This window comes from Sulfurospirillum sp. HTRB-L1 (assembly GCF_059415125.1).
Genome location: NZ_JCAHZR010000006.1, coordinates 113,702 through 136,683 on the forward strand (window position 1 = coordinate 113,702; position 22,982 = coordinate 136,683).

The following is a 22,982-nucleotide window of genomic DNA, read 5'->3' on the forward strand; positions in this document are numbered from 1 at the left end:
ACCGTGTAAAAGAGAGACGAATGCTGCAACGTTATCCCACAAAACAGATACTCTTAGGCGGTGTTCCCATCGGGGGCGACGCGCCCATTCCTGTGCAATCCATGACCTTTTCCCGCACCCGTGATGTGGAGGGCACCTTGGAGCAGATTAAACGGCTGCATTTTGCAGGGTGCGACATCGTCCGTGTGGCGGTGCCTGATTATGAAGATGCGCGCGCTTTGGCGGCCATCAAGGCAGGGAGTTCCTTGCCGCTTGTGGCAGACATTCATTTTAACTACCGCTTGGCGTTACTGGCGGCGGAAGTGGTGGATGGCATTCGCATTAACCCTGGCAACATTGGCGAAAAAAGCCGCGTAGCCGAAGTGGTCAAAGCGTGCCAAGCGCGCAACTTGCCCATTCGCATCGGGGTGAATTCGGGTTCACTGGAAAAAGAGTTTGACCAACGCTACGGCCCCACTGCCAAAGGCATGGTGGAATCCGCACTCTATAACATCAAATTTTTAGAGGATCTGGGTTTTACGGACATCAAAGTTTCCCTCAAGGCCAGCGACGTGGCGCGCACGGTGGAAGCGTACCGCCTGTTGCGTCCCCTTACGCCGTATCCTTTTCACCTTGGCGTCACGGAAGCGGGCACGCTTTTTCACTCTACCATCAAGTCTTCCATTGCCCTAGGGACGCTGTTGCTTGAGGGCATTGGCGATACGATTCGGGTTTCCATGACAGGAGAGTTAGAAGAAGAAGTGCGCGTGGGTAAAGCCATTTTAAAAGACAGTGGCGTGGTAAAATCGGGCGTCAACATCATCTCGTGCCCTACCTGCGGACGGTTGGAGTCTGACCTTGTTAAAGCCGTCGAAGAGGTGGAGCGACGCACCAAGCACATCAAAACGCCCCTTGACATCTCCGTCATGGGATGCGTGGTCAATGCCATCGGCGAAGCCAAACACGCGGATGTGGCCATCGCCTTTGGCAAAGGGCAAGGGCTTGTGATGCGTCACGGTGAAGTGGTCGCAAAACTCAAAGAGCACGAACTGGTGGAACGCTTTTTAGAAGAAGTGGAAAAAGCGGCCAAAGAAGGGGAAAAATAGTGGACAACTTACACAATATCAACATCGAACGCTCCATTTTAAGCTCCATTTTTTTCAACCCTGCCCAGTTTGAAGAGGTGGCAAGCCGCCTTAAGGCCAGCGATTTTTACTTGCCTGCGCACCGGTACATGTTTGAAGCGATGGAGGCGTGTGAGCGCGGGGATTTGCCAATCGATGAAGAGTTTGTGCGCAAAAAACTAGGCCAAGAAAACCGCTTTGATGAAGAGGTGATGCTTGAAATCATCTCCACCAATCCCCTGCCTTCCATCGCGCCTTATGTGAGCGAGGTTAAAGAGAAATCCATCAAGCGCGAGTTGGTACGGCTAACCTCAGACATCACTGAAATTGCCGTAGAGCGGGACATGCCTGCCAAGGATGTGGTCGATGTCATCCAGCAAAAACTCTACCAAATCACCCAAGAGGCCACCGACAGGGAGTTTCGTGAGTCGCCTGAGATGGTGCGCTCCACGGTGGCGCACATCAAAGAGATGAAACTGCGGGGCAACCAAGGGGTAGTGGGGCTTGATACGGGGTTTAAAGAGCTAAACCACCTCACCACGGGCTTTGGAGATGGTGACCTTATTATCGTGGCGGCGCGTCCGGCCATGGGAAAAACCGCCTTTTGTTTGAACCTTGCCCAAAAGGCGCTGGACTTAAACAAAGGGGTGGCGGTGTTTTCTTTGGAGATGCCCGCTGAGCAATTGATGCTGCGGATGTTGAGTGCTAAAACCTCCATCCCTCTTCAAAAAATCAAAGTGGGAAACCTTAATGATGATGAATGGACGCGCCTGAGCGATGCGTGTAGCGTCATGGAAAGCCGCAAGCTTTTTGTGGATGACAATGGCAACGCCGACATCCACCACGTGCGCTCCAAACTGCGCAAGCTTAAATCCAAGCATACGGATATTAGCCTGTGCATCATCGACTACTTGCAGCTCATGGGTGGCACGGGCAACAAAGACCGCCACTTGGAGGTGAGTGAGATTAGCCGTGGGTTGAAGCTTTTGGCCCGTGAACTTAAGATGCCTATCGTCGCCCTTTCGCAGCTTAACCGCGGGGTGGAAAGCCGTCACGATAAACGCCCGATGCTCAGCGACCTTCGTGAATCGGGCGCCATCGAGCAAGATGCGGACATGATTTTGTTTGTCTACCGCGACGACGTCTACCGTGTGCGCGAGGAAAAAGAAAAAGAACAGCGCGCGCGGGCAGAGGGCAAAGAGTACAGAAGCACCTTTTTTGAAAAGCCCGAAGAAGAAGCCGAAGTCATCGTGGGTAAAAACCGTAACGGCCCCGTGGGCATCGCCAACCTCATGTTTCAAAAAGCGTGCACGCGCTTTGTGGACCGTGGCGGGGTGCCTGTGGAAATCATCTACGACAGTGGCAAAGAAGCCAAAATCGAAGGGCCGCTCATTTGACCCTCGCGCCGTTGCGTCTGTTTGCAAGTGCAAAAGAGGTAGCGGTGTGTTTTGGGGTTTTGGCCCTTGTGTTTGCTTTACATGTAAGCCTTGTTTTTACCCAATACCGTACTTTTGTAGGGGAAGGGCGAACCTACGTGGAAGGGGAATTACTCCTCGCTGACGCGCGCGTGAGTAAGAATGGCAAACCCTATTTTGCCTTACATGTAAAGACAGACGCGTTCTTGCTCTACACGGTGGCGTGGAAAGAAGCCTTACATGTAAGGCCTGGCGAGCAGGTGAGTGTATACGTTATCACCGACAAACTGCGTTTTTTAGACTTTCTCTCCAAGCGTTTTTTTGCTCCTTCTTTTTCCCTTCACGCTTTACATGTAAGCGAGGAAGGCGTGACAAAACGCCTAGCTTATAGCATCCACGCACAACACGAAAGCCCCAAAATGCAAGCCTTATACAGCGCGCTTTTTTTAGCCACCCCTGTGCCCAAAGAGCTGCGTGAAGATGTAGTCTTTTGGGGCGTTTCGCACTTGGTGGCCATTAGCGGGTTTCACCTTGGGGTGCTGTTGGCTCTTGGGTATGGACTGCTTCGTCCTCTTTACCGCTTTTTTCAAAGCCGTTATTTTCCCTACCGCAACGCCACGTTTGACCTAGGCATCGTGATGCTTGGGTTGGCTTTTGGGTATTTGTGGCTCATTGGTTTTGTGCCTTCTTTTTTGCGCGCTTTTGTCATGGCGTGTTTTGGGTTTTTCTTGCTGATGCGCCACATTAAACTGCTCTCTTTTGGGACACTAGCATTAACCATAGGTGTCCTCTTGGCTCTTTTTCCTCACTTGGTACTGCACATTGGGTTTTGGTTTTCAGTCTTTGGGGTGTTTTACATTTTCCTTTACTTGCACCACTTCAAAGACCGCTTTAGCGCGCCTGTGCACGCGGTGTTGTTAAACGTCTGGGTCTTTTTGGCCATGAATATTCCCGTGCATTATTGGTTTCCCCTAACCTCATGGCAACAGGTGGGTTCTATTCCTTTAAGCATCGTTTTTATCGTGTTTTACCCCTTGAGCGCGGCTTTGCATGTTGTGGGTTTGGGTGGGGTGTTGGACGGTTTTTTAGAACCCTTTTTGGCGTGGCGCATGGAGGGGGCGGAAGTGCCTACGCCACTTTGGGCATTGGTGGGGTATTTGGGGTTAAGCGTACTGGCTATCCGCTGGCGCTTCTTGGCGGTGGGGGTCGTTGCCTTGGGGGGTGTGCCCTTTTTGTTCCTCTAAAAAAGCGCACAATTTTACGCCATACAAAAAGACAACCCACGAGAGGTAAATCCAAATGAAGAAAAACAACACAACACTAAAAGAGCCGTAAATGCTCAAATACGCCTTATTGTACGCCACATAATAGACAAACAAATTTTTGCACAAGTACCAAATGAGCGAGGCAATGAACGAAGCCAAGGCCACAAGGCGTGGTGTGAGGTGTTTGCTTGAGGAGATCATATAAGTGGCAAAAAAGAGCCCCCAGACGATGAGGTACGGAAAAATAGCCAAGATGTTAATCCACTTGGTAAAGCTTGAACTTTGAAGCATGGTGTGCAAGATGCCTGAGACATAAAAAGAGACCCCAAGCCCCAAGGGAGCGAGGGTGATGAGTGTCCAGTAGGAGGAGAGGGACTGCCAAAAGCTACGCCTTTGGGCGCTAAGAAGGGTGTTGATGATGAATTCATACTCCAAAAAAAACATCATGGAGGTAAAAAGCACCACCACAAAACCAAAAACCCCCATGCCCACCGTGTTGCCCAAAAAGGTTTCGATGTAGCCAGAGATGACTTCTTGGTGAGAGGGCAGGAGGGAGGAAAAGATAAAGCTCGTCATTTTTTCATAGTACACTTCAAAACTTGGCAGTTGTGTAAAAATAGACATGGAAATCAAAAGCACGGGAATCAACGAAAGCATGGTATGAAAGCTCAGCGATGAAGCGTAGTGCATGAGTTGCTTGTCTTTGATTTTTTTCAGCAATTCCACGTAATGAAGAAAACGCATTAGAGACCCATTTTAAACGGATTGAGGATGTTGTTAGGGTCAAAGGCGCGTTTGATGGCGCGAAAGAGTTCCATTTCGCCTTGCGTAAAGGCCATGGTCATGTAAGGGGCTTTGCTCAGTCCTATGCCATGTTCGCCACTTAAGGTGCCGCCCAAATCAATGGTCGCTTGGAAGATTTCTTTGATGGCCTTGTGGCCTTTTTCAAGCTCGTCAGGGTTAGTGCCATCCACCATGACATTGGTGTGCACGTTGCCATCTCCCGTGTGGCCAAAACAGGGCACTTTTACCTCGTATTTTTGGGCGATAGCGGTGATGGCATCTAAGAGTTCGGGCAGTTTGCTACGCGGCACGGTGATGTCTTCGTTGAGTTTTTTGCTGCCATATACGGTGATGGAAGGGCTCGCGTTGCGTCTGGCAAACCACAGCTCTTTGGCTTCTTCGGCCGTGCTTGCGCGTTTAAAGGAGGTGCACCCGTTAGCTAAAAACATCGTTTCGATGATTTTGAGTTGGGTTTGGATTTCTTCCTCTAGGTTTCCATCCACATCGGTGATGAGAATGGCTCCGGCATCCACAGGTAAACCTTTGGCGTATTTTTGTTCCACGGCACGAATGGTGAGGTTGTCTAAAAACTCCATTGCTACGGGCGTGACCCCTGCAGCCATGGTTTTATACACGGCGTTCATGGCGTCTTTGACGGTGGGAAAAATGCCCATGGCGGTCTGTTTAAGTTTAGGTTTGGCGATGAGTTTGAGGGTGATTTGAGTGATGACACCAAGGGTTCCTTCGCTCGCAATCAAAATACCCGCTACGTTATACCCTGCCACGTCTTTGATGGTGCGTTTGCCCGCTCCGATGGCTTCGCCGTTGGGAAGCACGGCGCGCAAGGCCATGACGTAATCTTTAGTGATGCCATACTTTGCCGCACGCATACCTCCCGCATTTTCGGCTACATTGCCCCCAAGAGTGGAGTACTCTTCGCTCGCAGGGTCTGGCGGGTAAAAGAGTCCTTTGGCTTCCACGGCCCGCTGCAAGTCCATGTTGATGACCCCGGGTTCCACCACGGCGACCATGTTTTCCATGTCGATTTCTAAAATCTTGTTCATGTGTTTTTCAAGGGCTAAGATGATGCCTCCGTTTGCCGGAAGCGCCCCGCCTGTAAACCCGCTACCAGCCCCGCGTGGGGTGATGATGATGCGATGGGTATTGCAGTAGCGCATAATGGCTTGCACGTCGGCTTCGTGGCGCGGAAAAAGCACCAAATCAGGCTCATAAGTTGTGCGGGTAGCATCGTAAGAGTAGGCAAGCAAATGGGCCTTGTCGGCGTAAACGTTTTCCGCCCCCAAAAGCTCCTCAAACCATTTTACATGTAAAGCGTCCATGGGTTATTTTACCAACAAAGCGTCATAATGAGCGTTGTAGTCGCTGATTTCTTTAGAACCAAAATTCCAAAAAGAGCTTTCAATACCTGCAACGCGGGTGTAAAAAGGGAGTTGGTATGTGCTGATACGACCAGAATTTAGGGTTTTTAAAACCTTAAAACTTTGGCAGTCGGCGAAATAGCCTTTGAGGTTGAGGGCAAAAAAGATAACCCCTGTGCTGTGGGCTTGGCAAAGTTTGCGGAAGGTATCGCGGTCAGGATTGGGCGTGTATTCGCTAGCGAGGTAGGCGCCCATGAGGTCAGGATGCACCCATTGAATCTCTTTAAAATGTCCTGTGATTTCGTTAAACACCATGCTGTTGGGGGCAACAATGAGCGCACGGTCGTAGAGGTAGTTTAGGATGATAACATCACCTTCTTTGGGAAGAATGCCTGGCAGTGGAAAGGCCGATTGTTCTAAAAGGTCAAACACTTCAAACTGAACGGTGGCGAGTCCATCGGCTTTGCTAATCACACTAGCGCGCGCAATGATAGAGGATTTGCTTTCGTCAAATTGGTGGATGACAATCCCGCTAGAGCCAACAACAAGTTGCTGTGAATCGGTAACCGTTGCAGTGTTGCCACGGATTTCATGCAACGTGGTAGTGTAGGAGGTAAATAGCCCTTCTGCCCACGCGAGGGAGAAAAATGCCAAAAAAACGACGAAGATGCGAAACAATGGAACTCCTTTTGCTTTTGATGGGTCGATTATACTTCACCAGAACTCAAAAAGCCCTGAGGGGTTGCTAGGATTTTGTAAGCAATTGTCAAGTATAATCCAAACGCCTTTGACGTTTTTCAAAACCTATATCCTTTCATTCTTTAGTGTTGTAGTGGCTTGAATGGGTGTTGAAAGACGTTAAATTAGTGCAAAGGGGTAGGATGATGATGCGATGGTTGGCATGTATTTTGATGATGGTGCTTGGTGCGCATGGCGCGACTATGCAAGAGCACCGCTGGGGACAGGGCGAGACGTTTTTAACCTTTTTGGAAAAACACCAACTACCACTTTCTATCTACTATACCCTTGATAAAGAAGACCAAGAACTCGCCGCTGAGATTATGTCGGGAGTGAAATACCAACTCTTATTAGATGACAACGAAGCCATCCAACAAGTGTTGATTCCCATCGGTGAAGAGTTGCAACTCCACATTATTAAAGACAACCAGACCCATACCTACGAACTTCGCACCACGCCAGTGAGTTACCAAGAAGAAGCCCTGAGTGTGACACTTGAGATTGCCCTCTCTCCTTACCAAGACATCGTTAATGCGACCAATAATTATGCCCTTGCCAATGAATTTGTCCACTCTTTTAAAAACAGTGTCAATTTTCGCCGTTTGGTAAAAGGTGACCGTTTGGTGATTTTTTATTCCCAACGCACGCGGTTAGGACAGCGGTATGGCAACCCAAAAATCGAAGCAGCCATGGTTGAAGTGCGGGGCAAGGAACATTTTGTTTATCTGTACGATGACAACCGCTATTACGACGAGTCAGGCAAGGAAGTTGAAGGCTTTTTGCTTACCGTGCCCGTACGTTACACACGCATCTCTTCCCCTTTTACTCAAAAACGTTGGCATCCTATTTTGAAACGTTACCGCGCCCATTTGGGCGTCGATTATGCCGCCCCCACAGGCACGCCGATTGTAGCAGCGGGCGAGGGAAGGGTGACCTTCGTGGGTACCAAAGGCGGGTATGGAAAGACGATTGAAATCGAACACGGACATGGGTATAAAACCTTGTACGCCCACTTAAACGGGTACCGCAAGGGCATACGTCGGGGTTCGGTGGTTTCTAAGGGGCAGTTGATTGGGTACGTGGGAAGTACGGGTATTAGCACAGGGCCTCATTTGCACTTTGGCCTTTACAAGAACAGTCGCGCCATTAACCCCAACAGTGTTGTTAAGATTGAAAAAGGAAAACTAGAAGGGGAGAAACGTAAAGCCTTTTTAGCCCACGTGGGAACCTTTAAACCCCGCTTTGAGCTTGCCCTTGCTGAGCCTTCGGTTCCCCCGCGCGAGGAACCTTTTGAGTACATGGTGCAATTAGAAGAGCCCATTGAAGTAGAGGCAACCCTTGTTAACTAAAGGATTTTTGTGGCAAAACTGAAAGATTTAAAGCACTCGCAAGAGGTCATCGAAAGTTATTTACAAGATGACCTTGACCAAGAGCTTTCCCCCGTAGAACTCGCACGCCACCTTCGCCATGTTCACAAAAACGACGTTGACCTTTTTATTGACTACGTAAAACAACTCTCTAGCGAAAGCTTGGGAGACGTGGCCATTGAGTTGCCTGATCACATCTTGAAGGATGTGATCGATGAAATTTCCCCAGAGCAACTCAAAGGTGCCATCGAAGAACTCGAAAGCGATGACGCGACAGATTTACTTCAAAATATCGAAGACATCGATGAAGAAAAAGCCCAAGAACTTTTTGAAAGCCTTGATAAAGAAGACCAAGAAGACATCCGACGTTTGCGCCGTTATGATGACGAAGAAGCGGGCGCGTACATGCAAACCGAGGTCTTTGTGGCCAAGGTTGATGAGAAAATCTCCGAGGCAATCGCGCGCTTAAAGCACATGAAAGAAGAAGGGGAAATTGAAAACATTTACCGCTTGTTTGTGGTGGATGATTATGACACCCTTCGGTTTTCCATCCCCCTAGAAGATTTGATTACGAGCGATTTTTCACTTACCTTTAAAGGGTTTGTGGAAAAAGCTCCTGAGGATGAATACCAACCCATTTTTGCCAGAGACGATGACACCATTGACTCGGTTATCGAGACGGTAGAGAACTACGACCTTTCTGTGGTGCCAGTGATTGATTACCATGGAAGATTGGTGGGACGCATTACGGCGGACGACATCCATGACATCATCCAAGAAAACGCAACAGAACAGATTTATAACCTTGCGGGGGTTAATGATGAGGCGGAAGAAGAACACGCCTTATTCAAAGCGGGCCGTGCGCGGGCCGTGTGGTTGCTTGTCAATCTTTTCACCGCCTTTGCCGCCGCGAGTGTGATTGGCTTTTTTGAAGCAGCAATCCAATCCTACGTCGCACTGGCCATACTTATGCCCATCGTTGCTTCCATGGGCGGCAATGCAGGAACCCAAGCCCTAGCGGTTACGGTGCGCCAATTGGCCCTTGGGGAGATTGATTTTAGTAACGCCAAAGAGACGATTATTAAAGAAGTGACCATTTCGACCATTAACGGGCTGATTTTTGCCTGTATTGTCGGCGTGGTGGCTTTTGTGTGGTTTGGAGAGCCTTTGCTTGGGGTGGTGATTGGCGCGGCGATGATTATTAACCTTTTTTGCGCAGGACTTTTTGGCGCGCTTATCCCCTTAACACTCAAACGCAATGGCATCGACCCTGCGGTGGGAAGTTCTGTGTTGCTCACCACCGTCACAGACGTGATGGGATTTTTTAGCTTCTTGGGTCTAGCCCAGTGGATTTTACTTGGTTGATATTACGATTGTTAAAATCGAAGCGTGCGTAGAGTCGCTGTATATTCAGCCCAAAAGCATGCACTACGTGCAAAATGGGCGAGAAAAACGATGGGATATGGTGGACGCGCACAACAGTGTAGCGATTTTACTCTACCATAAAGAATACGACGCCTTTGTCTTTGTGAAACAATTTCGCCCTGCTATTTACCTCAAAAACAACGACGGGTTTACCTATGAGCTGTGCGCGGGCTTGGTGGACAAAGAGAAGCCCTTGGCGCAGATTGCCCTAGAGGAAATCGAAGAAGAAACAGGCTATGGCGTTGCGCCTCAAAACCTCCATAAAATCACCTCTTTTTACACGGCCGTGGGCTTAGCAGGCGGCCAGCAAACCTTGTATTATGCTGAACTTGACGAAACGATGCGTTTGCACAAGGGCGGCGGGGTTGACCTAGAAGAGATTGAGGTGATTTACGTGCCAAAAGCCAAGGCCAGAGCGTTTTTATTTGATGAACATATCGCCAAAACATCAGGGCTCATGTTTGCCCTGATGTGGTTTTTTGAAAAGGACTCACGCGTCTAAAAAGCGTTTAGTGAGGCCTTTGTAGGTTTCGATGCGGCGGTCGCGCAAAAAAGGCCACATGCGTCTGACCTCTTCGCAACGCGTTACATCCACTTCCACAACCACTGCTTCTTCGCTTGTTTCATCGCTTACATGTAAGAGTTCTCCTTGGGGGCCTGCTACAAAAGAGTGTCCCCAAAAACGAATGCCATCCAAAACCCCTGTTTCGTCCTGCTCTTTGCCTACGCGGTTGATGGCCACTAGAGGCAAGCCATTGGCGATGGCATGGCCACGTTGCACGCCCATCCATGCCTCTTTTTGGCGGGTTTTTTCCTCTTCCTCATCCCCATCAAACCACCCAATAGCGGTAGGGTAGATGAGAATATCTGCCCCTTTGAGGGCCATGAGGCGCGCCGCTTCGGGGTACCACTGGTCCCAACAGACCAAAACGCCCAGTTTTCCCACACTGGTCTGGATGGGCTCATAGCCTAAATCCCCAGGGGTAAAGTAAAATTTTTCGTAAAAACCTGGATCATCAGGGATGTGCATTTTGCGGTATTTGCCTGCCACACTTCCGTCTTTTTCAAAGACCACTGCGGTGTTGTGGTAAAGGCCAGGGGCGCGTTTTTCAAAAAGCGAGGTCACGAGCACCACGCCGTATTGCTTAGCAATTTTTGCCCAAAACACCACGTCGTTTTCAAAGTCATTGGCAAGGTCAAAATGCTTGGGGTCTTCGGTGATGCAAAAATAAGGCCCTTGGTGCAACTCTTGCAATAACACAAGCTGGGCTCCTTTGGCGCTGGCGTCGTGGATGAGTTCGAGGGTTTTTTGGATAGTAGCGTCCTTGGTTTCGCGCACGGCATGGTGAATGAGGGCAAGTTTCATAGGCTCCCTTTGAATGGTTTTTGACATTGTAGCAAAGCTTTAAAAGAATACTTAGGCACGTAGCATGAGGAGGGTTTGGCAAATGCCGATGTGGTCTAGGATTTCAACCACCTCTAGGCCTGCTTGTTTCACAAGGCGCAAAAAATCTTCCGAATGGTACATTTTGCTATAGCCGTTTGCCATGGCGGTAAAATAAGGGGAGGTGTTGATGATGCAAAAAGCAGAGGTTTCAAAACGTTGCCTGTCCCAAAAGGGTTCCATCACGCACAAGGTGGCGGTTTTATCCATGGAACGTTTAGCTTTTGAGAGAATCTCAACAATCTTCTCTTCACTAAAACAGTCCAAAAACTGGCTCATCCACAGCACATCATACCCCGTAGGAAAGGCAAAATCAGCTTCAAGCACGTTTCCTGCAACAAAGCTAATGCGCTCTTGTAACCCTTGGGATGCAATCTGTTCTTTAGCAAGGGCGAGCTGTTCGGGGAGGTCAACAATGCTTACATGTAAGGAGGGATGGCGTTGGGTGAGGGCGATGGAAAACTTCCCTGTGTTGCCGCCAATGTCTAAGAGGCGTTTTGGGTTGAGGGCTAAGACCTTTTGGATTGCGGCAGGGAAGGCATTGTCAGAATAAAAATGGTCAAAGGCAAACCAACTCTCTTTGGCTTTTTTTGGCAAAGAGCCAAGGGCTGGGTAGATGGTTTCCCATGGCCCAAACACCTTTAGTCCCGCAGGTTTCTGGGTTTGAATGGCTTCATCAAGATGAAAAAGTCCTTTGTAATTGACGTGATGGTTGTAGTCCATGTTGGCGATAGTCATGGGGTCTTTGAGTAAAAAATACCCTGTTTTGGTGAGAAAATAACGGCCTTGTGTTTGCTTGACAATATCCGCGCTCAGGCTTGTTTCAAGCAGGGTCAGGAGACCGTAGGCGCTCAGGGAGGTTTTTTCTTCTAAGGCGTCCAAATCTAGTCCCTCTTTGTGGTCGTAAAGTGCTTGGAGGACACCCAGGTCACGCATGCTTCTGGCGACTTGGAAGATGATGGGGGCGAAGGCTATTTTTTGGGCGTTGTATTGGGCTTGTAGGGCAGAGACAGTGTCGTTATTGTTGAAAAATTGTTCCAAAATGCGTTTCCTTTGAGAAAAAGCTCAGGGGTTTGTGTGAAAATAGAGCTATTGTGTGAGATTTTAAGCTGACATTGTAGCTAAATTTATATAATACACCGTTAGTTTTTTGTTTGCTTTTGTGTGATTTTACGGGGGAAGGGAGTGGCTATTTTAGAAGGTCTCTACACGGTGCTTGTGCGTGAAGAAAAACACTGTTTGTTGCAACTGTGTGATGCAAGCCACCCAATTTTTGCCGCCCATTTTCCTCAAAATCCCATTCTCCCAGGATTTGTTTTGCTTGAACTTTCCGCTGCACTGTTTGGACTGCAGGGGCGAGAGATAAAGCGGGCAAAATTTTTACAAACGGTTTTACCTCAGAGCGTTTTGAGTCTAAGCGTAGAGGAGAAGGAGAAAAGCTACAAGGTTGTTGTGTCAAAAGATGAATGCAAGGTGGCGGAGATAATGTATGCAAAAGGATGATGTTGTTGTAGTCGTGCCAACCTTTAACAATCCGCAAAGTATTGAAAAAGTGGCTCGTGATGTTTTGGACCAAGGGTATTGGCTTATTATTGTTGATGATGGTTCTTCTGTTAATGTCGCTTCACTCCTCTCTTTTTCGCACCCAAAAATGCGGGTGGTGCGCCACGAAGTCAATCAAGGTAAAGGGGCGGCTATCGTTACAGGGGCAAAAGAAGTGCGTGCCATGGGCAAAACGTTTTTTGCCAGCATGGACGGAGACGGCCAGCACTTGGCGTGCGAGATTGAAAAAATGCTAGCAGTGATGGACGATGAGAGTGAGATTATCATTGGGGCGCGAAATCTTGGCATCAACGATGTGCCCAATGGTTCAAAATTTGGCCGTTGGTTTAGCAATTTTTGGGCCTGTTGGGATACGGACCATGTGATTACCGACTCCCTCTCAGGCTTTCGCATTTACCCGATTTCTATTCTTGAGCTCCCTATTAAAACCGCGCGTTTTGATTGGGAGATGGAAGTTTTAGTACGCCATGCGTGGAAGGGCGGGAAGATTAAAGAGGCTTTGGTGGAGTGTTATTATCCTCGGCCTGAAGAGCGTGTGAGCCATTTTAAAAAATTCTGGGATACTGCTGCTATTGTCATGGTACATGTAAGGCTTCTTCCGCGGAAATTTTTCTTTGGGACAAAGGGTTCGTGAGTACCATTCAACGGGGAAGTGGCTGGAGTATTCGGCTTGTCTTTTTCTTGTACCGCCTTTTTGGGTACGGGTTTGTTTATTACCTTATGTACCCTGTGACCTTCTTTTATGTGTTGGTGGCCTCCAATGTCAAGGTCGCATTGGGGGAGTATTATGCAACCCTTGGTAAGCCTTTTTCGGCTTGGGTCTATTTTCACCATTTGCGCCATTTTGCATTGTGCATGTGCGACCGTTTTATTTCGCGGGTTGCCTTTGAGGAGTATGTGTTTGATGGGGAAGCCCAGGCGCTAGAAGAGGTGTTGGAAGAAGGGTGCGTGCTACTGCTTTCGCATTTTGGCGGCTGGGCAGCGGCTGGAAATTGTTTTTCACAGTTTAAGATTAGCGTGGTGATGCAAGAAGCGTTATTGGGGGAGATTAAGCGGATTGAAGAAGAGCTGCCTTGTCCAAACCCAAACCTTTCCATCATCGACCTCTCCAAGGGAAGCGCGTTTGCCTCCATGGAAGCGGTGTCGGTGTTGCTCAGAGGCGAGGTTCTTGCCATGATGGCAGACCGAGCAACCCAAGAGCAATACTGCGAAGAGATAGTATTTTTTGGAAAAAAGGCAAACTTTAACAAAAACCCTTTTTACTTCGCCCAAAAAACACAAAAACCTTTAGTGGCTATCGCCTTTGTCTACCACGCTCCCCAACACTACAAGGTGTGTTTTCAAAAAATACCCCTCCACGGGGAGGATTACAAAACGCCCATGCAAGCGTATGGGGCTTTTTTAGAAGAGATTGTGCGGAAAAATCCAGAACAGTGGTTTAATTTTTATCATTTTTGGAAAGAGGAAAAATGAAGTTAACAGTAGATAATCGTCCTATCAGTTTAGAAGAAATCACCAAAGCAACATCGGTTTGTGTTTCACAAGAGGCTTTGTTTTGTCAAGAATTTGCCCTAGGGCATGACTTTTTGATGGAGCAAATTCGTGAAGGAAAACCGGTGTATGGGGTGACTACGGGGTATGGTGCTAGTGGTAAGAACTACCTTACCTTTGAGCAAAGTGCGCTGTTGCAACAAAATTTGTACCGTTTTCACGGGTGTGGGGTGGGTGAGCCTTTGAGCATAGCCATTTCGCGAAAAATGGTGCTGATTCGCCTCATTTCCCTCTCCAAGGGCAGGTCGGGAATCTCTTACGCGCTGTTGGAGCGCCTTGCGTTGCTCTTGGAAAAAGAGATTATTCCCGTGATTCCCTCCTTGGGTTCGGTGGGGGCTAGTGGGGATTTGACGCCTCTTTCTTACATCGCCGCGGTTATTGCGGGTGAGCGGGAAGTGTGGTTTGAGGGGCAAATCCACCCAACAAAAGAGGTGTATGAGAAGCTTGGTATCGCGCCTTATGTGTTTAAACCCAAAGAGGCTTTGGCTATCATGAACGGCACGGCGGCCATGAGCGCTATCGCGGTGGAAAATTTGGCGCTCTTTGAGCGGTTGTTGGCGAGTATGGAGTCGTACGTGGCGGGTATGTTTGAGGTGCTGTTGAGTGATGTGACTCCGCTGGATGCCTTTGTGCATGATTCTAAACCATTTGATGGGCAGATACGCACCGCGCGCAACATGAGAGAGAAACTTCAAGGATCGCACTTGACCCACGGGCGCGATGACCGCTACGACCAATTTTTTGCAGACAATGAGCTTAACATTCAAGACACCTACTCCATCCGTTGTGCCCCTCAAGTGCTTGGGGTGGTGCGGGACAACCTTGAGATTGCCAAGCGGTGGGTAGAACAAGAGATTAACTCGGTCAATGACAACCCGCTCATCGATGGCCACACCCGCACGATTTACACTTCGGGCAATTTTTACGGCGGGTATGTGGCCCACGCCATGGACACCCTTAAGGTGTGCGTTGCCAATGTAGCGGATTTGCTAGACAAAGAGTTTGCCCTGTTGGTGGACCACAAGTTTAACCGAGGGCTAGGGGAAAATCTAAAACTCTCCAAAGAGCACTATTTTCATGGGTTTAAGGCGATGCAAATCACCTTAAGTTCACTCAGTGCTGACATCATCAAAAACACCACCGCGGCGTCTATTCACTCGCGTCCTACCGAATCGCTCAACCAAGATAAAGTGAGCATGGGTACTACCGCTGCCCTTGATTTTCAAAAGATGATGGAGCCCTTGGCGTTGATGCTTAGCATTGCCTTTATCGGACTGGCCCAAGGGGTGGATATTCGGGGAAAAGAGAAGGTTTCTCCTGCGCTTAGGGGTTACTACGAGGCCGTGCGCGCGTTAGCGATGCCGCTTTTGGAAGACCGTCGAATGGACCAAGACATTTACCGCGTTTTGACCATCTTGAAAGAGGGAGCGTTGGCGTGAAAACAGTCCTCATAACAGGTGCGACGGGGGCGATTGGGAGCGCGATTGCGGCGGCATTTGCCCAAGGGGGGTATTACATGTACTTGCATTGTAAAACTTCGCCCCAAAAAGCCCACGCCTTACTAGAGCGCCTTGGTGGCAAAGGGGAAGTGGTACAGTGCGATGTGACAAACCCTGCGGCCATCAAAGAGGTGTTTGGCGGGTTGTGCGTGGATGTGCTTGTGAATAACGCGGGCATTACGCGGGACAAACTTTTCTTTTTTATGGAAGAAGAGGAGTGGCAAGGGGTGATGGATGCGAACCTTAACAGCCTCTTTTACGTGACCAAACAGCTTTTACCGGAGATGATAAAACGCAAGAGCGGGGCTATTGTCAATGTCGCTTCGGTTTCTGGGCTAGTGGGGAATGCGGGGCAGGTGAATTACTCTGCAAGCAAAGGGGGGATGATCGCCTTTACTAAGGCGTTATGCGCTGAGGTGGGGCGTTATGGGATTCGTGTTAATGCCGTAGCCCCTGGCGTCATCGAATCAGAAATGGCCCATGAGGTAGACAAGAACATCACGAGAATGATTCCCCTAGGGCGATTTGGCAAGCCCGAAGAAGTGGCTGAAGTGGTCTTTTTCTTGGGTGATAAAGCCACCTATGTACATGGGGAAGTCGTTACGATTAGCGGAGGGATGGTGCGCTAATGGCCCATTTGGCCTCGCTGCTTTACGCCCCGCTGGTATTGCTTGCCCTGCGTTATTTACCCATTGCCTTGGTGGCATGGGGGATGATTGGGGTTTCTCTTGTTTGGTTGTATGGGGTGCGCAAAGGGGCGGCAAAAGGCTTTGTGTTTCCTGCGTTTTATGGGGTGGCAGGCGTGGTGGCTTTGGGGTTAGAAGAGGGAAGTGTGCTTTTGGGTGTTCCCTTTTTTGTGGCGGTGGTATTTTTTCTTTTTTTTCTCTTGCCTCAAGGCGGGGTGTGGCTTCGTGCCATGGCGTCGCGTGTTGTTGTGTTGGATGAAAAAGAGGGGGCGTATGTGCAAAAATCCCGCTATTTTTGGGCTTGTGTTGCTTTGTTAAATGTCTGCCTCCATGCGCTCATGTGGATGGCGCCACCCACATACTGGGCGTTTTATGCTTCCTTGGGGTGGTATGGAGTGTTTTTGTTGGGTGGGGCATTGCAGTTTTTGCACCGAAAATACGTGTTTTTAAAAGGGGTTACTTCATGATAAGAAACGTGTTGGTAGCCTTGTGCCTTTTGGGCGTGGGTGCTTTTGGGCAAACCTTTTCCTTTCATGAAACGCGCTACAGCGATGGCTTAGGGCGCACCTTTGCCCTTGAAGGGTTGATTACCTTTAATGAGCAACAAACGATTATCGAATACGTCAAGCCTGAGACAAAGATGCTTGTCTATTTTGAAGGAATGCTTTCTTTGCAAGACGAGCACGGGTACCGCATGATTGATAGGGCTTCCGCCCCAAGTGCCCACTATTTTTTCATGCTCATTCGCGCCTTGCATGAGGAGGATAAAGCCCAATTGGACGCTTTTTTTACGTGGGAAGAAACGGGTGAAAAGATGCATCTTGTGCCCAAAAACCCCGTTGATGAGGTGCTGGAAAATGTGGACGTTGTGTACAAAAAAGAGGGCTTAGAATCCTTACATGTAAGGATGAAAAACAAGGACTGGATACGTATTGAAATCCTTGATTAAGTGGAGTAATATTTTTATTTTTCTAAGCGTGCTTGCAGGCTTTTTGTTGCTCAAAAATCAGGTGCATTTTTCCACGGATGTGTCGGCATTTTTGCCAGAAGGAAAGCACAAAACCCTTGCTAGTGCGTACCAAACACTCAGTCCTGCCAAAGAAGTATTTGTGGCGGTGGAGGGCTTGGATGCCCAAAGCCTTGCTAAGATAAAAACCTTTGAAACAACGATGCTCTCTAGCGGGTTTTTTGTTCCCCAAGTCCAAGGGAGTTCTAATCCAGTATTGTCCGCGTATCTGGACACTTACCGCTATTTCACCCAAGCCTTTACCCCTAAGAGCGTGGATGCAAACAAGGCGTTAGCGGCGTTGGCGCAGGAGATTAGCTCAAGCCCTTTTTACCAACCTGTTGACACCAAAGACCCTTTGGGGTTTTTTGCCCCTCCCAAAACAGCTCCAATAGCTCCTCTTCACCGTGGCCATTTGACCTTGGGAGAGCTAGGCTTTTTGTCGGTTTTTTACCTCAAACCAGAGGCGGACGCAGTGCAGGCGTATGGGTTTTTAAAGGAAATGGAAGAAGCGGGCGTGCATCTGTTTTCGCCCCTGTTTTATTTTGTGGAAAATCCCTACAATATCCAAAAAGAGGTGAATTGGCTTTTGGGTGTTTCGGCGCTCTTGCTGTGCCTTGTTTATGTTGTCATGTTGAAAAATGTCCCCCTTCTTTTAAACACCCTTGCTACGTTGGCCACGTGTGTGTTGGTGGCGTTGGGCGGGGTAGCGTTGGTGTGGGCGGAAATTTCGGTGTTTGTTTTGGCCTTTGGGGTGGCGGTGAGTAGCATCGGGGTGGATTATATGTTTCACCACTATTTTCACCACCATTATGCCGCGCAAAAACCTTTTAATCGCTCCGTTTTATGGGGATTTCTTACTACGGGAAGTTTGTTTGCACTGTTTTTGGGGGTTGATTTTTTACTCGTTCAACAGCTCTCCTTGTTCGCTTTGATTGCCCTGGGCGTGGCCTATGGGCATTTTGCTTTTTTGTACCCGCGCATTGGTTTCAAAGCCCCGCCCAAGCGCGCGTTGCTAGGGTGGAAAACATGGCCTTTACGCTATGGCTACGTGGTTCTTGGCTCCTTGGTCGCCCTTGGGGTTGCTTGGCCGTGGTTTGCATTAGATACGAATGTGCGCCACTTGGATTACCAAAACGAAAAACGCCTGCAAGATGAAGCCTTTTTTAAGGCCAACATGCCCTTTGGGGAGCATCTTCCTTTTGTGCTTGAAGCCCCTAGCGTGGATGTGCTCATTGCTTCAAGCCACCGTCTTAAAGAGACTTTTCCAGACATCTGGCTTCCACTTGCGCAATTGGTTGATGCGGCAAGTCACCGTGAACGCACAGAAGCCCTCGCGCCACTTTTGGGCTTACATGTAAAGGTGCAAACCGCCGCTTTGGCAGCAGGGTTTAGGGAGGGTTTTTTTGAAGAAGCCTACCTTGAAGCACGGTTAAGGGAGCCTTATCTTCCTCTTTCAACCCAAGCACTTTACGAGATGGGGCTAGAGGTGCTTGAGACACCAGAGGGAGTTTTGGCCAAAGGGTACATGCCCCAAGCCTACCGCTTGGCTTTGGCTTCTTACGAGGGGCTTTACATCATGGAGGCCAATACGCTTTTTACCAAAGGGATGGCACACGTTTTTGAACGGATGGTGTGGCTAGGGCTTGGGGGCGTGGTGCTTCTTTTGGGGATGGTATGGTTAGCGTGTCGGGGGCGTTTTGTGTTTGCCTTTGCTTACATCGTGTTTCCTGTGGCGTTTATGGGGCTGGTGTTTACGCAATACCCCTTGTCCATCATGCACCTGTTTATGGCCTTTGTGGTGTTGGCACTCAGTGTTGATTATGGTGTTTACATGGCGCGGGCCCATAAAGAGGCGCTTCAAACCCGCAGTGCCATTGCTTTTTCATTGTTGAGCACGTGCGCGGGATTTGGGGTGTTGGCCTTAAGTCATGTGGGTGCTTTGCGGGATTTGGGTGTGGTGGCATGTTTGGGTGTGGTGGCGATTGGCGTGTTATTATTGGGAAGGGAGAGGGATGAACATTGTCATTGTGGATGACTCAAAAGCGCGGCGAAGTTATCCAGTAGATGGGCGTTTAAGGGAGCCTTCTTTAGAAGGCAAGCTTGTGAAAATTTCTTCACAATCAAAAGAAAAAAGTGTGTTAGAAATACTGCGTGCCTATTTTTCTGGAGCCAAAGCTGTGTTGCAGGATGCGCAAAACAGTGCCCTTGAGGCGCGCTTGGAAACATTGGATTTTTCCCCTTTTGAACAAGAGGATTTTTCTGTGATGCTCTTTACCTCAGGGACAACAGGCGCGCCAACAGGGGTGTTAAAAACCAAGGAAAACCTCGAAAAAGACGTGAGCGCCCTTGTGGAAAAATTTGGTACTTTTAATCCCAGTGTTTTTATCTCAACAGTGCCTTTTATCCATGTGTACGGGTTTTTAGTGGGATTGATGTTGCCCATGCGCCTTGGGGTGGATGTGGTCATAAAAGAGCATTTTTTACCCCACGACCTCTTGGCATTTGCCGAGGCAGGAAGCATCGTAGTAACAACCCCACTGTACATCAAGTCTCTTTTGCGTTTAGATGAAACCAAGGTGTTAAAAGAAACCCTTTTTATCAGTTCCGCTGGCCCCCTTGCTCCTGAGATTGCCAAAGCGTTTGTGGAAAAATTTCAAACCAACTTGGTGCAGATTTTTGGCTCAACCGAGACAGGAAGTGTTGCCTTTAGGTCGGGAAGCGAGGTGTGGTGGACTCCTTTTAAGGGAGTGAGATTGGATGTCTCAGAGGAGGGAATGATGCGGGTGCATTCTTCTTTTGTGGCAGATAGGCTGTGGAATGGGGAGTGCGTTTCCACAAATGGCATGCTACAAACCTTTGATTATGCGCAACTTAAGGGCGGTAAGTTTCAACTGATAGGCCGTAGCCACCAAATCCTTAAAGTCGCGGGAAAGCGGGTGGGGGTTGCCAACATCGAAGAGATGCTAGAGGCAATGCCGCAGATTCAAAGGGTGGTGGTGCATATTGCGCGTGATGAGGCGGCGCTCAAAGATGAAACGTTAAAAATATTTGTGGAGCTAAGGGCACCTTTAGAGGCTAAAGAGATTGCCGCTAAAGTAAAGAGGTTTTTAAAACACATTACCATTCCCGTACATGTAGCCGTAGTGGAAAAGATTCCCACTACGGCTACAGGAAAAAAAATACTGCCTGTTTTATAACATGCTCAGTTGCACGCGAATGGCGTTGTCGAGGTTTTGAACCCAGCCGTTGTAGTTTTGGTGGATAGTGCTAGTAGCAGGGTCGTAGCTTAGGTTACTGCTGTTGAGGTAGTGGATGCTGTATTCGCTACCTGTGTAACGAATAGCAACAGCTGCCATGTGTTTTCGGAGGTTGAGGGTGCCTTGGATGTGTCCATCTTCCACCTTTTTCATCACCCAACCTAGCTGACCACCTGCGCGCATGATGGCTTTTTCGGTCTCTTGGGCCGTCAATTTTTTGCTACTAGAAGCAACAACGGGTGTTTTTTCCACATTGTAAACCGCCGCTGTGCGACACCCTGCAAAGACCATCCCCATCACAACCGCCAAAAGTGCAATCGTTACTTTTCTCATGTACATCCTTTTTGTAAAAATTTTGACTATAGTATCAGTTTCGTCATATTAAAAAACTTAAAATTACGACACTTTTTCTTTTGGGCGTGTGATGTTTGGGGCAATAAAAGCTTTGTTTGTGGAGGCTTTAAGTACAATCATAGTTCATTTTAATACAAAGATGGCGGATGGCGATTCGGATTAAAGGGCTTTCAAAGTATTACGGCAAGACATGTGTGCTTGAAGGGCTAGATTTAACAATAAAAAAAGGAAGCATCTTTGGACTGTTGGGCCCAAACGGCGCAGGAAAAACCACCCTCATTTCCATTTTAAATGGACTAACGACCAAAACCTCCGGCACAGTTGAAGTGCTTGGTCACTCGCTAGACACACACGGCAGTGCTATTAAGGCTATTTCTGGCTATGTTCCTCAATCTTACGCTTTTTATCCCACCCTTAGTGTTATGGAAAACCTCTTGTTTTTTGGCAAATTGTACGGCCTTGAAGAAGAAAAGCTACGCCATAGTATTGCGTATTGTTTGGACGTGGTTTCCTTAAAAGGATACCAAAAAAGCAGAGCAGGGGTGCTCTCAGGGGGCTTGAAACGCCGCTTAAATATTGCCATCGGTCTTTTGCACGCTCCTGAGATTTTGTACCTCGATGAGCCAACAGTAGGTATTGACCCCCAATCTCGAAGCTATATTTTAGACATGATTAAAACAATGAACCAAGACAGGGCTATGAGCGTGGTCTACACGTCTCACTATATGGAAGAAGTGGAATATTTGTGCGATGAAGTTGCGATTTTAGATAGGGGAAAGATTGTCTTTCAAGAAGAAAGAGCCTTTTTTGAACGCAAAAAAGGCAAGGTGCGGGCGGTGCTCAGTGATGGGAGTACCCAAGAGGTGGATTTATTGGGCAATGGCTTAGCGCGTACTGCAACGGGGCTAAGTGAAAAAGGGCTAGAGATTGTGCGTTTAGATACCCAAGAAAGCAAGATGGAGAGCATTTTTTTAGCCATTACCCAAAAAGAGTTGAGGGACTAATGCTAGGGGCTATTTTAAAAAAAGAGTGGCTGCTGCTCATCCGCAACTCCCATGCCCTAGCGGTGTTGTTTGTGATGCCTACGGTGTTTATTGTGGTGATGTCTTTGGCTCTTGAGAACACCTATGCCCAACACTATGATGTAAAAATAAAAGTAGCACTGGTGGGAAAAGGCCCTTCTAGTACCCATGAAGCGTTTGTCAAAGCTCTTGGGGAGAACCGTTTTTTTGCCTTTACCCAAGTGGAGGGAAAAAGTGCCACAGAGGCCTTGTTGGAGGAAAAAAGCTATGGGTTTGCGGTGGCGATAGAAGAAGGAGAAACTCCCGCGTTGCGCCTTTACACACGTGCAGGGATGGCACACCAACAAGTGGTGCTACTTGAGGGGGTGTTGCGAAGCACGGCTTTGGAAGTTGCGGCACGTGCCTTGGCGGTACAAGCGGGCATCGACCCTGAAAAAATAGGGGGCATTTTGGTTCAAAGTGTCTATGTTCAAGAAAACGCCCAGAGCATTACCATGACGTCCGCGCAACACAGTGTTCCTTCGTGGCTCATCTTTGCAATGTTTTTTATTTTGATTCCTCTCTCCAACACGCTTATCAATGAAAAAAATGCGGGCACATTGCAGCGCATCCAAAGCATCAATGTTGCGCCATCTTTGTTGATGGTGGGAAAAATGCTTCCTTATTTTCTTATCAATCAAGTGCAACTGGTGGTGATGGTGGCGGTTGGTGTGGGCGTGTTGCCGCTTCTTGGGGGAGAAGCCTTTGTGTTTGAGGGCAATGGACTCACTCTAGTGGTGGCCTCATTTGCGGTTTCTTTTGCTGCTATTTCTTTTGCGTTGATGATCGCGGTGATTAGCCCAAGTACGGAGGTTGCTACCTTGTTAGGCGGGACGTTTAACATCGTTCTTGCCGCCCTTGGAGGGATTATGGTGCCTACGGTGGTGATGCCCGAATCCATGCAAGTTCTTTCCCAAGCCTCTCCCATGTTTTGGGCGCTGGATGCCTTTGTGGGGGCGATGGTGCGCGGTGCTTCGCTGGGCGATGTGGGCGGGAGTGTGGTGAAGTTGTGTTTATTTTCACTGGTGTGTTTAGGGGCAGCTTACGCCATAACACGCCGACAAAAAGGCTAAAGAGAGGAAG

Annotated in this window: 23 protein-coding genes; 17 read left to right on the top strand and 6 right to left on the bottom strand. The window is 48.6% G+C overall.

Features of this window, described 5'->3' with window-relative positions; all coding sequences use genetic code 11:
• Window positions 1-20 precede the first annotated feature (20 nt).
• The 3 genes from ispG to AC5SLM_RS10855 are packed head-to-tail and all read left to right on the top strand — an operon-like array spanning window position 21 to window position 3,762.
• The gene (gene ispG / locus AC5SLM_RS10845; RefSeq protein ID WP_495250979.1) at window positions 21-1,085 is read left to right on the top strand and encodes a flavodoxin-dependent (E)-4-hydroxy-3-methylbut-2-enyl-diphosphate synthase; all 1,065 of its coding nucleotides are present in this window, start codon (window positions 21-23) and stop codon (window positions 1,083-1,085) included.
• Window positions 1,085-2,500, top strand: coding sequence for a replicative DNA helicase (locus AC5SLM_RS10850; protein ID WP_495250980.1), 1,416 nt, complete (start codon window positions 1,085-1,087; stop codon window positions 2,498-2,500). The genes ispG and AC5SLM_RS10850 overlap by 1 nt, the downstream gene beginning before the upstream one ends.
• Entirely contained in the window at window positions 2,497-3,762 is a 1,266-nt protein-coding gene (locus AC5SLM_RS10855) for a ComEC/Rec2 family competence protein (RefSeq protein WP_495250981.1), read from the top strand. Before AC5SLM_RS10850 ends, AC5SLM_RS10855 begins: the two co-directional genes overlap by 4 nt.
• Here AC5SLM_RS10855 and AC5SLM_RS10860 read toward each other — a convergent pair.
• From AC5SLM_RS10860 to AC5SLM_RS10870, 3 genes are read right to left on the bottom strand one after another with little or no spacing between them, the layout of a single operon-like run.
• Complete coding sequence (locus AC5SLM_RS10860) at window positions 3,682-4,527, bottom strand: YihY family inner membrane protein (RefSeq protein ID WP_495250982.1); 846 nt, start codon at window positions 4,525-4,527, stop codon at window positions 3,682-3,684. The two genes, AC5SLM_RS10855 and AC5SLM_RS10860, sit on opposite strands and share 81 nt — an antisense overlap.
• Entirely contained in the window at window positions 4,527-5,906 is a 1,380-nt protein-coding gene (locus tag AC5SLM_RS10865; protein ID WP_495250983.1) for an FAD-linked oxidase C-terminal domain-containing protein, read from the bottom strand. The genes AC5SLM_RS10860 and AC5SLM_RS10865 overlap by 1 nt, the downstream gene beginning before the upstream one ends.
• A gap of 3 nt (window positions 5,907-5,909) precedes the next feature.
• Window positions 5,910-6,623, bottom strand: a complete 714-nt coding sequence (locus AC5SLM_RS10870) for a plasminogen-binding N-terminal domain-containing protein (RefSeq protein ID WP_495250984.1) — start codon at window positions 6,621-6,623, stop codon at window positions 5,910-5,912.
• A gap of 206 nt (window positions 6,624-6,829) precedes the next feature.
• Between AC5SLM_RS10870 and AC5SLM_RS10875 the strand changes: the two genes are divergently transcribed.
• The 3 genes from AC5SLM_RS10875 to AC5SLM_RS10885 are packed head-to-tail and all read left to right on the top strand — an operon-like array spanning window position 6,830 to window position 9,977.
• The gene (locus AC5SLM_RS10875) at window positions 6,830-8,032 is read left to right on the top strand and encodes a peptidoglycan DD-metalloendopeptidase family protein (RefSeq protein WP_495250985.1); all 1,203 of its coding nucleotides are present in this window, start codon (window positions 6,830-6,832) and stop codon (window positions 8,030-8,032) included.
• A 9-nt stretch (window positions 8,033-8,041) separates the two neighbouring features.
• On the top strand, window positions 8,042-9,415 hold the full coding sequence (gene mgtE, locus AC5SLM_RS10880; RefSeq protein ID WP_495250986.1) for a magnesium transporter: 1,374 nt from the start codon (window positions 8,042-8,044) through the stop codon (window positions 9,413-9,415).
• The gene (locus AC5SLM_RS10885; RefSeq protein WP_495250987.1) at window positions 9,408-9,977 is read left to right on the top strand and encodes an NUDIX hydrolase; all 570 of its coding nucleotides are present in this window, start codon (window positions 9,408-9,410) and stop codon (window positions 9,975-9,977) included. The genes mgtE and AC5SLM_RS10885 overlap by 8 nt, the downstream gene beginning before the upstream one ends.
• On the opposite strand, the gene AC5SLM_RS10890 is transcribed toward AC5SLM_RS10885, so the two are convergent.
• Together AC5SLM_RS10890 and AC5SLM_RS10895 are read right to left on the bottom strand one after the other, a co-directional pair.
• The gene (locus AC5SLM_RS10890) at window positions 9,966-10,841 is read right to left on the bottom strand and encodes a carbon-nitrogen hydrolase (protein ID WP_495250988.1); all 876 of its coding nucleotides are present in this window, start codon (window positions 10,839-10,841) and stop codon (window positions 9,966-9,968) included. The genes AC5SLM_RS10885 and AC5SLM_RS10890 overlap by 12 nt on opposite strands.
• A gap of 51 nt (window positions 10,842-10,892) precedes the next feature.
• On the bottom strand, window positions 10,893-11,960 hold the full coding sequence (locus AC5SLM_RS10895) for a class I SAM-dependent methyltransferase (RefSeq protein ID WP_495250989.1): 1,068 nt from the start codon (window positions 11,958-11,960) through the stop codon (window positions 10,893-10,895).
• A gap of 144 nt (window positions 11,961-12,104) precedes the next feature.
• Between AC5SLM_RS10895 and AC5SLM_RS10900 the strand changes: the two genes are divergently transcribed.
• Genes AC5SLM_RS10900 through AC5SLM_RS10940 form a run of 9 tightly spaced genes read left to right on the top strand, consistent with a single transcriptional unit; the run spans window position 12,105 to window position 20,424 of the window.
• Complete coding sequence (locus AC5SLM_RS10900) at window positions 12,105-12,422, top strand: ApeI family dehydratase (RefSeq protein ID WP_495250990.1); 318 nt, start codon at window positions 12,105-12,107, stop codon at window positions 12,420-12,422.
• A complete protein-coding gene (locus AC5SLM_RS10905) occupies window positions 12,409-13,116 on the top strand; it encodes a glycosyltransferase family 2 protein (protein ID WP_495250991.1) in 708 nt (235 codons plus the stop codon). The genes AC5SLM_RS10900 and AC5SLM_RS10905 overlap by 14 nt, the downstream gene beginning before the upstream one ends.
• Window positions 13,113-13,955, top strand: coding sequence for an LpxL/LpxP family acyltransferase (locus AC5SLM_RS10910; protein ID WP_495250992.1), 843 nt, complete (start codon window positions 13,113-13,115; stop codon window positions 13,953-13,955). The genes AC5SLM_RS10905 and AC5SLM_RS10910 overlap by 4 nt, the downstream gene beginning before the upstream one ends.
• A complete protein-coding gene (locus tag AC5SLM_RS10915; protein WP_495250993.1) occupies window positions 13,952-15,472 on the top strand; it encodes an HAL/PAL/TAL family ammonia-lyase in 1,521 nt (506 codons plus the stop codon). The genes AC5SLM_RS10910 and AC5SLM_RS10915 overlap by 4 nt, the downstream gene beginning before the upstream one ends.
• On the top strand, window positions 15,469-16,161 hold the full coding sequence (locus tag AC5SLM_RS10920; RefSeq protein ID WP_495250994.1) for an SDR family oxidoreductase: 693 nt from the start codon (window positions 15,469-15,471) through the stop codon (window positions 16,159-16,161). Before AC5SLM_RS10915 ends, AC5SLM_RS10920 begins: the two co-directional genes overlap by 4 nt.
• Window positions 16,161-16,685, top strand: a complete 525-nt coding sequence (locus AC5SLM_RS10925) for a hypothetical protein (RefSeq protein WP_495250995.1) — start codon at window positions 16,161-16,163, stop codon at window positions 16,683-16,685. Before AC5SLM_RS10920 ends, AC5SLM_RS10925 begins: the two co-directional genes overlap by 1 nt.
• A complete protein-coding gene (locus AC5SLM_RS10930) occupies window positions 16,682-17,167 on the top strand; it encodes a hypothetical protein (protein ID WP_495250996.1) in 486 nt (161 codons plus the stop codon). The genes AC5SLM_RS10925 and AC5SLM_RS10930 overlap by 4 nt, the downstream gene beginning before the upstream one ends.
• Complete coding sequence (locus tag AC5SLM_RS10935; protein ID WP_495250997.1) at window positions 17,151-19,262, top strand: MMPL family transporter; 2,112 nt, start codon at window positions 17,151-17,153, stop codon at window positions 19,260-19,262. Before AC5SLM_RS10930 ends, AC5SLM_RS10935 begins: the two co-directional genes overlap by 17 nt.
• Window positions 19,240-20,424, top strand: a complete 1,185-nt coding sequence (locus AC5SLM_RS10940) for an AMP-binding protein (protein ID WP_495250998.1) — start codon at window positions 19,240-19,242, stop codon at window positions 20,422-20,424. Before AC5SLM_RS10935 ends, AC5SLM_RS10940 begins: the two co-directional genes overlap by 23 nt.
• Here AC5SLM_RS10940 and AC5SLM_RS10945 read toward each other — a convergent pair.
• On the bottom strand, window positions 20,419-20,817 hold the full coding sequence (locus AC5SLM_RS10945) for a hypothetical protein (RefSeq protein WP_495250999.1): 399 nt from the start codon (window positions 20,815-20,817) through the stop codon (window positions 20,419-20,421). The two genes, AC5SLM_RS10940 and AC5SLM_RS10945, sit on opposite strands and share 6 nt — an antisense overlap.
• Window positions 20,818-20,984: 167 nt before the next feature.
• Here AC5SLM_RS10945 and AC5SLM_RS10950 point away from each other — a divergent pair, with 167 nt between their 5' ends.
• Both AC5SLM_RS10950 and AC5SLM_RS10955 read left to right on the top strand, forming a co-directional pair.
• Window positions 20,985-21,842 carry an ABC transporter ATP-binding protein gene (locus tag AC5SLM_RS10950; protein ID WP_495251000.1) on the top strand — a complete coding sequence of 286 codons (858 nt, stop codon included), beginning with the start codon at window positions 20,985-20,987 and terminating at the stop codon, window positions 21,840-21,842.
• A complete protein-coding gene (locus AC5SLM_RS10955; protein WP_495251001.1) occupies window positions 21,842-22,972 on the top strand; it encodes an ABC transporter permease in 1,131 nt (376 codons plus the stop codon). The genes AC5SLM_RS10950 and AC5SLM_RS10955 overlap by 1 nt, the downstream gene beginning before the upstream one ends.
• Window positions 22,973-22,982 lie beyond the last annotated feature (10 nt).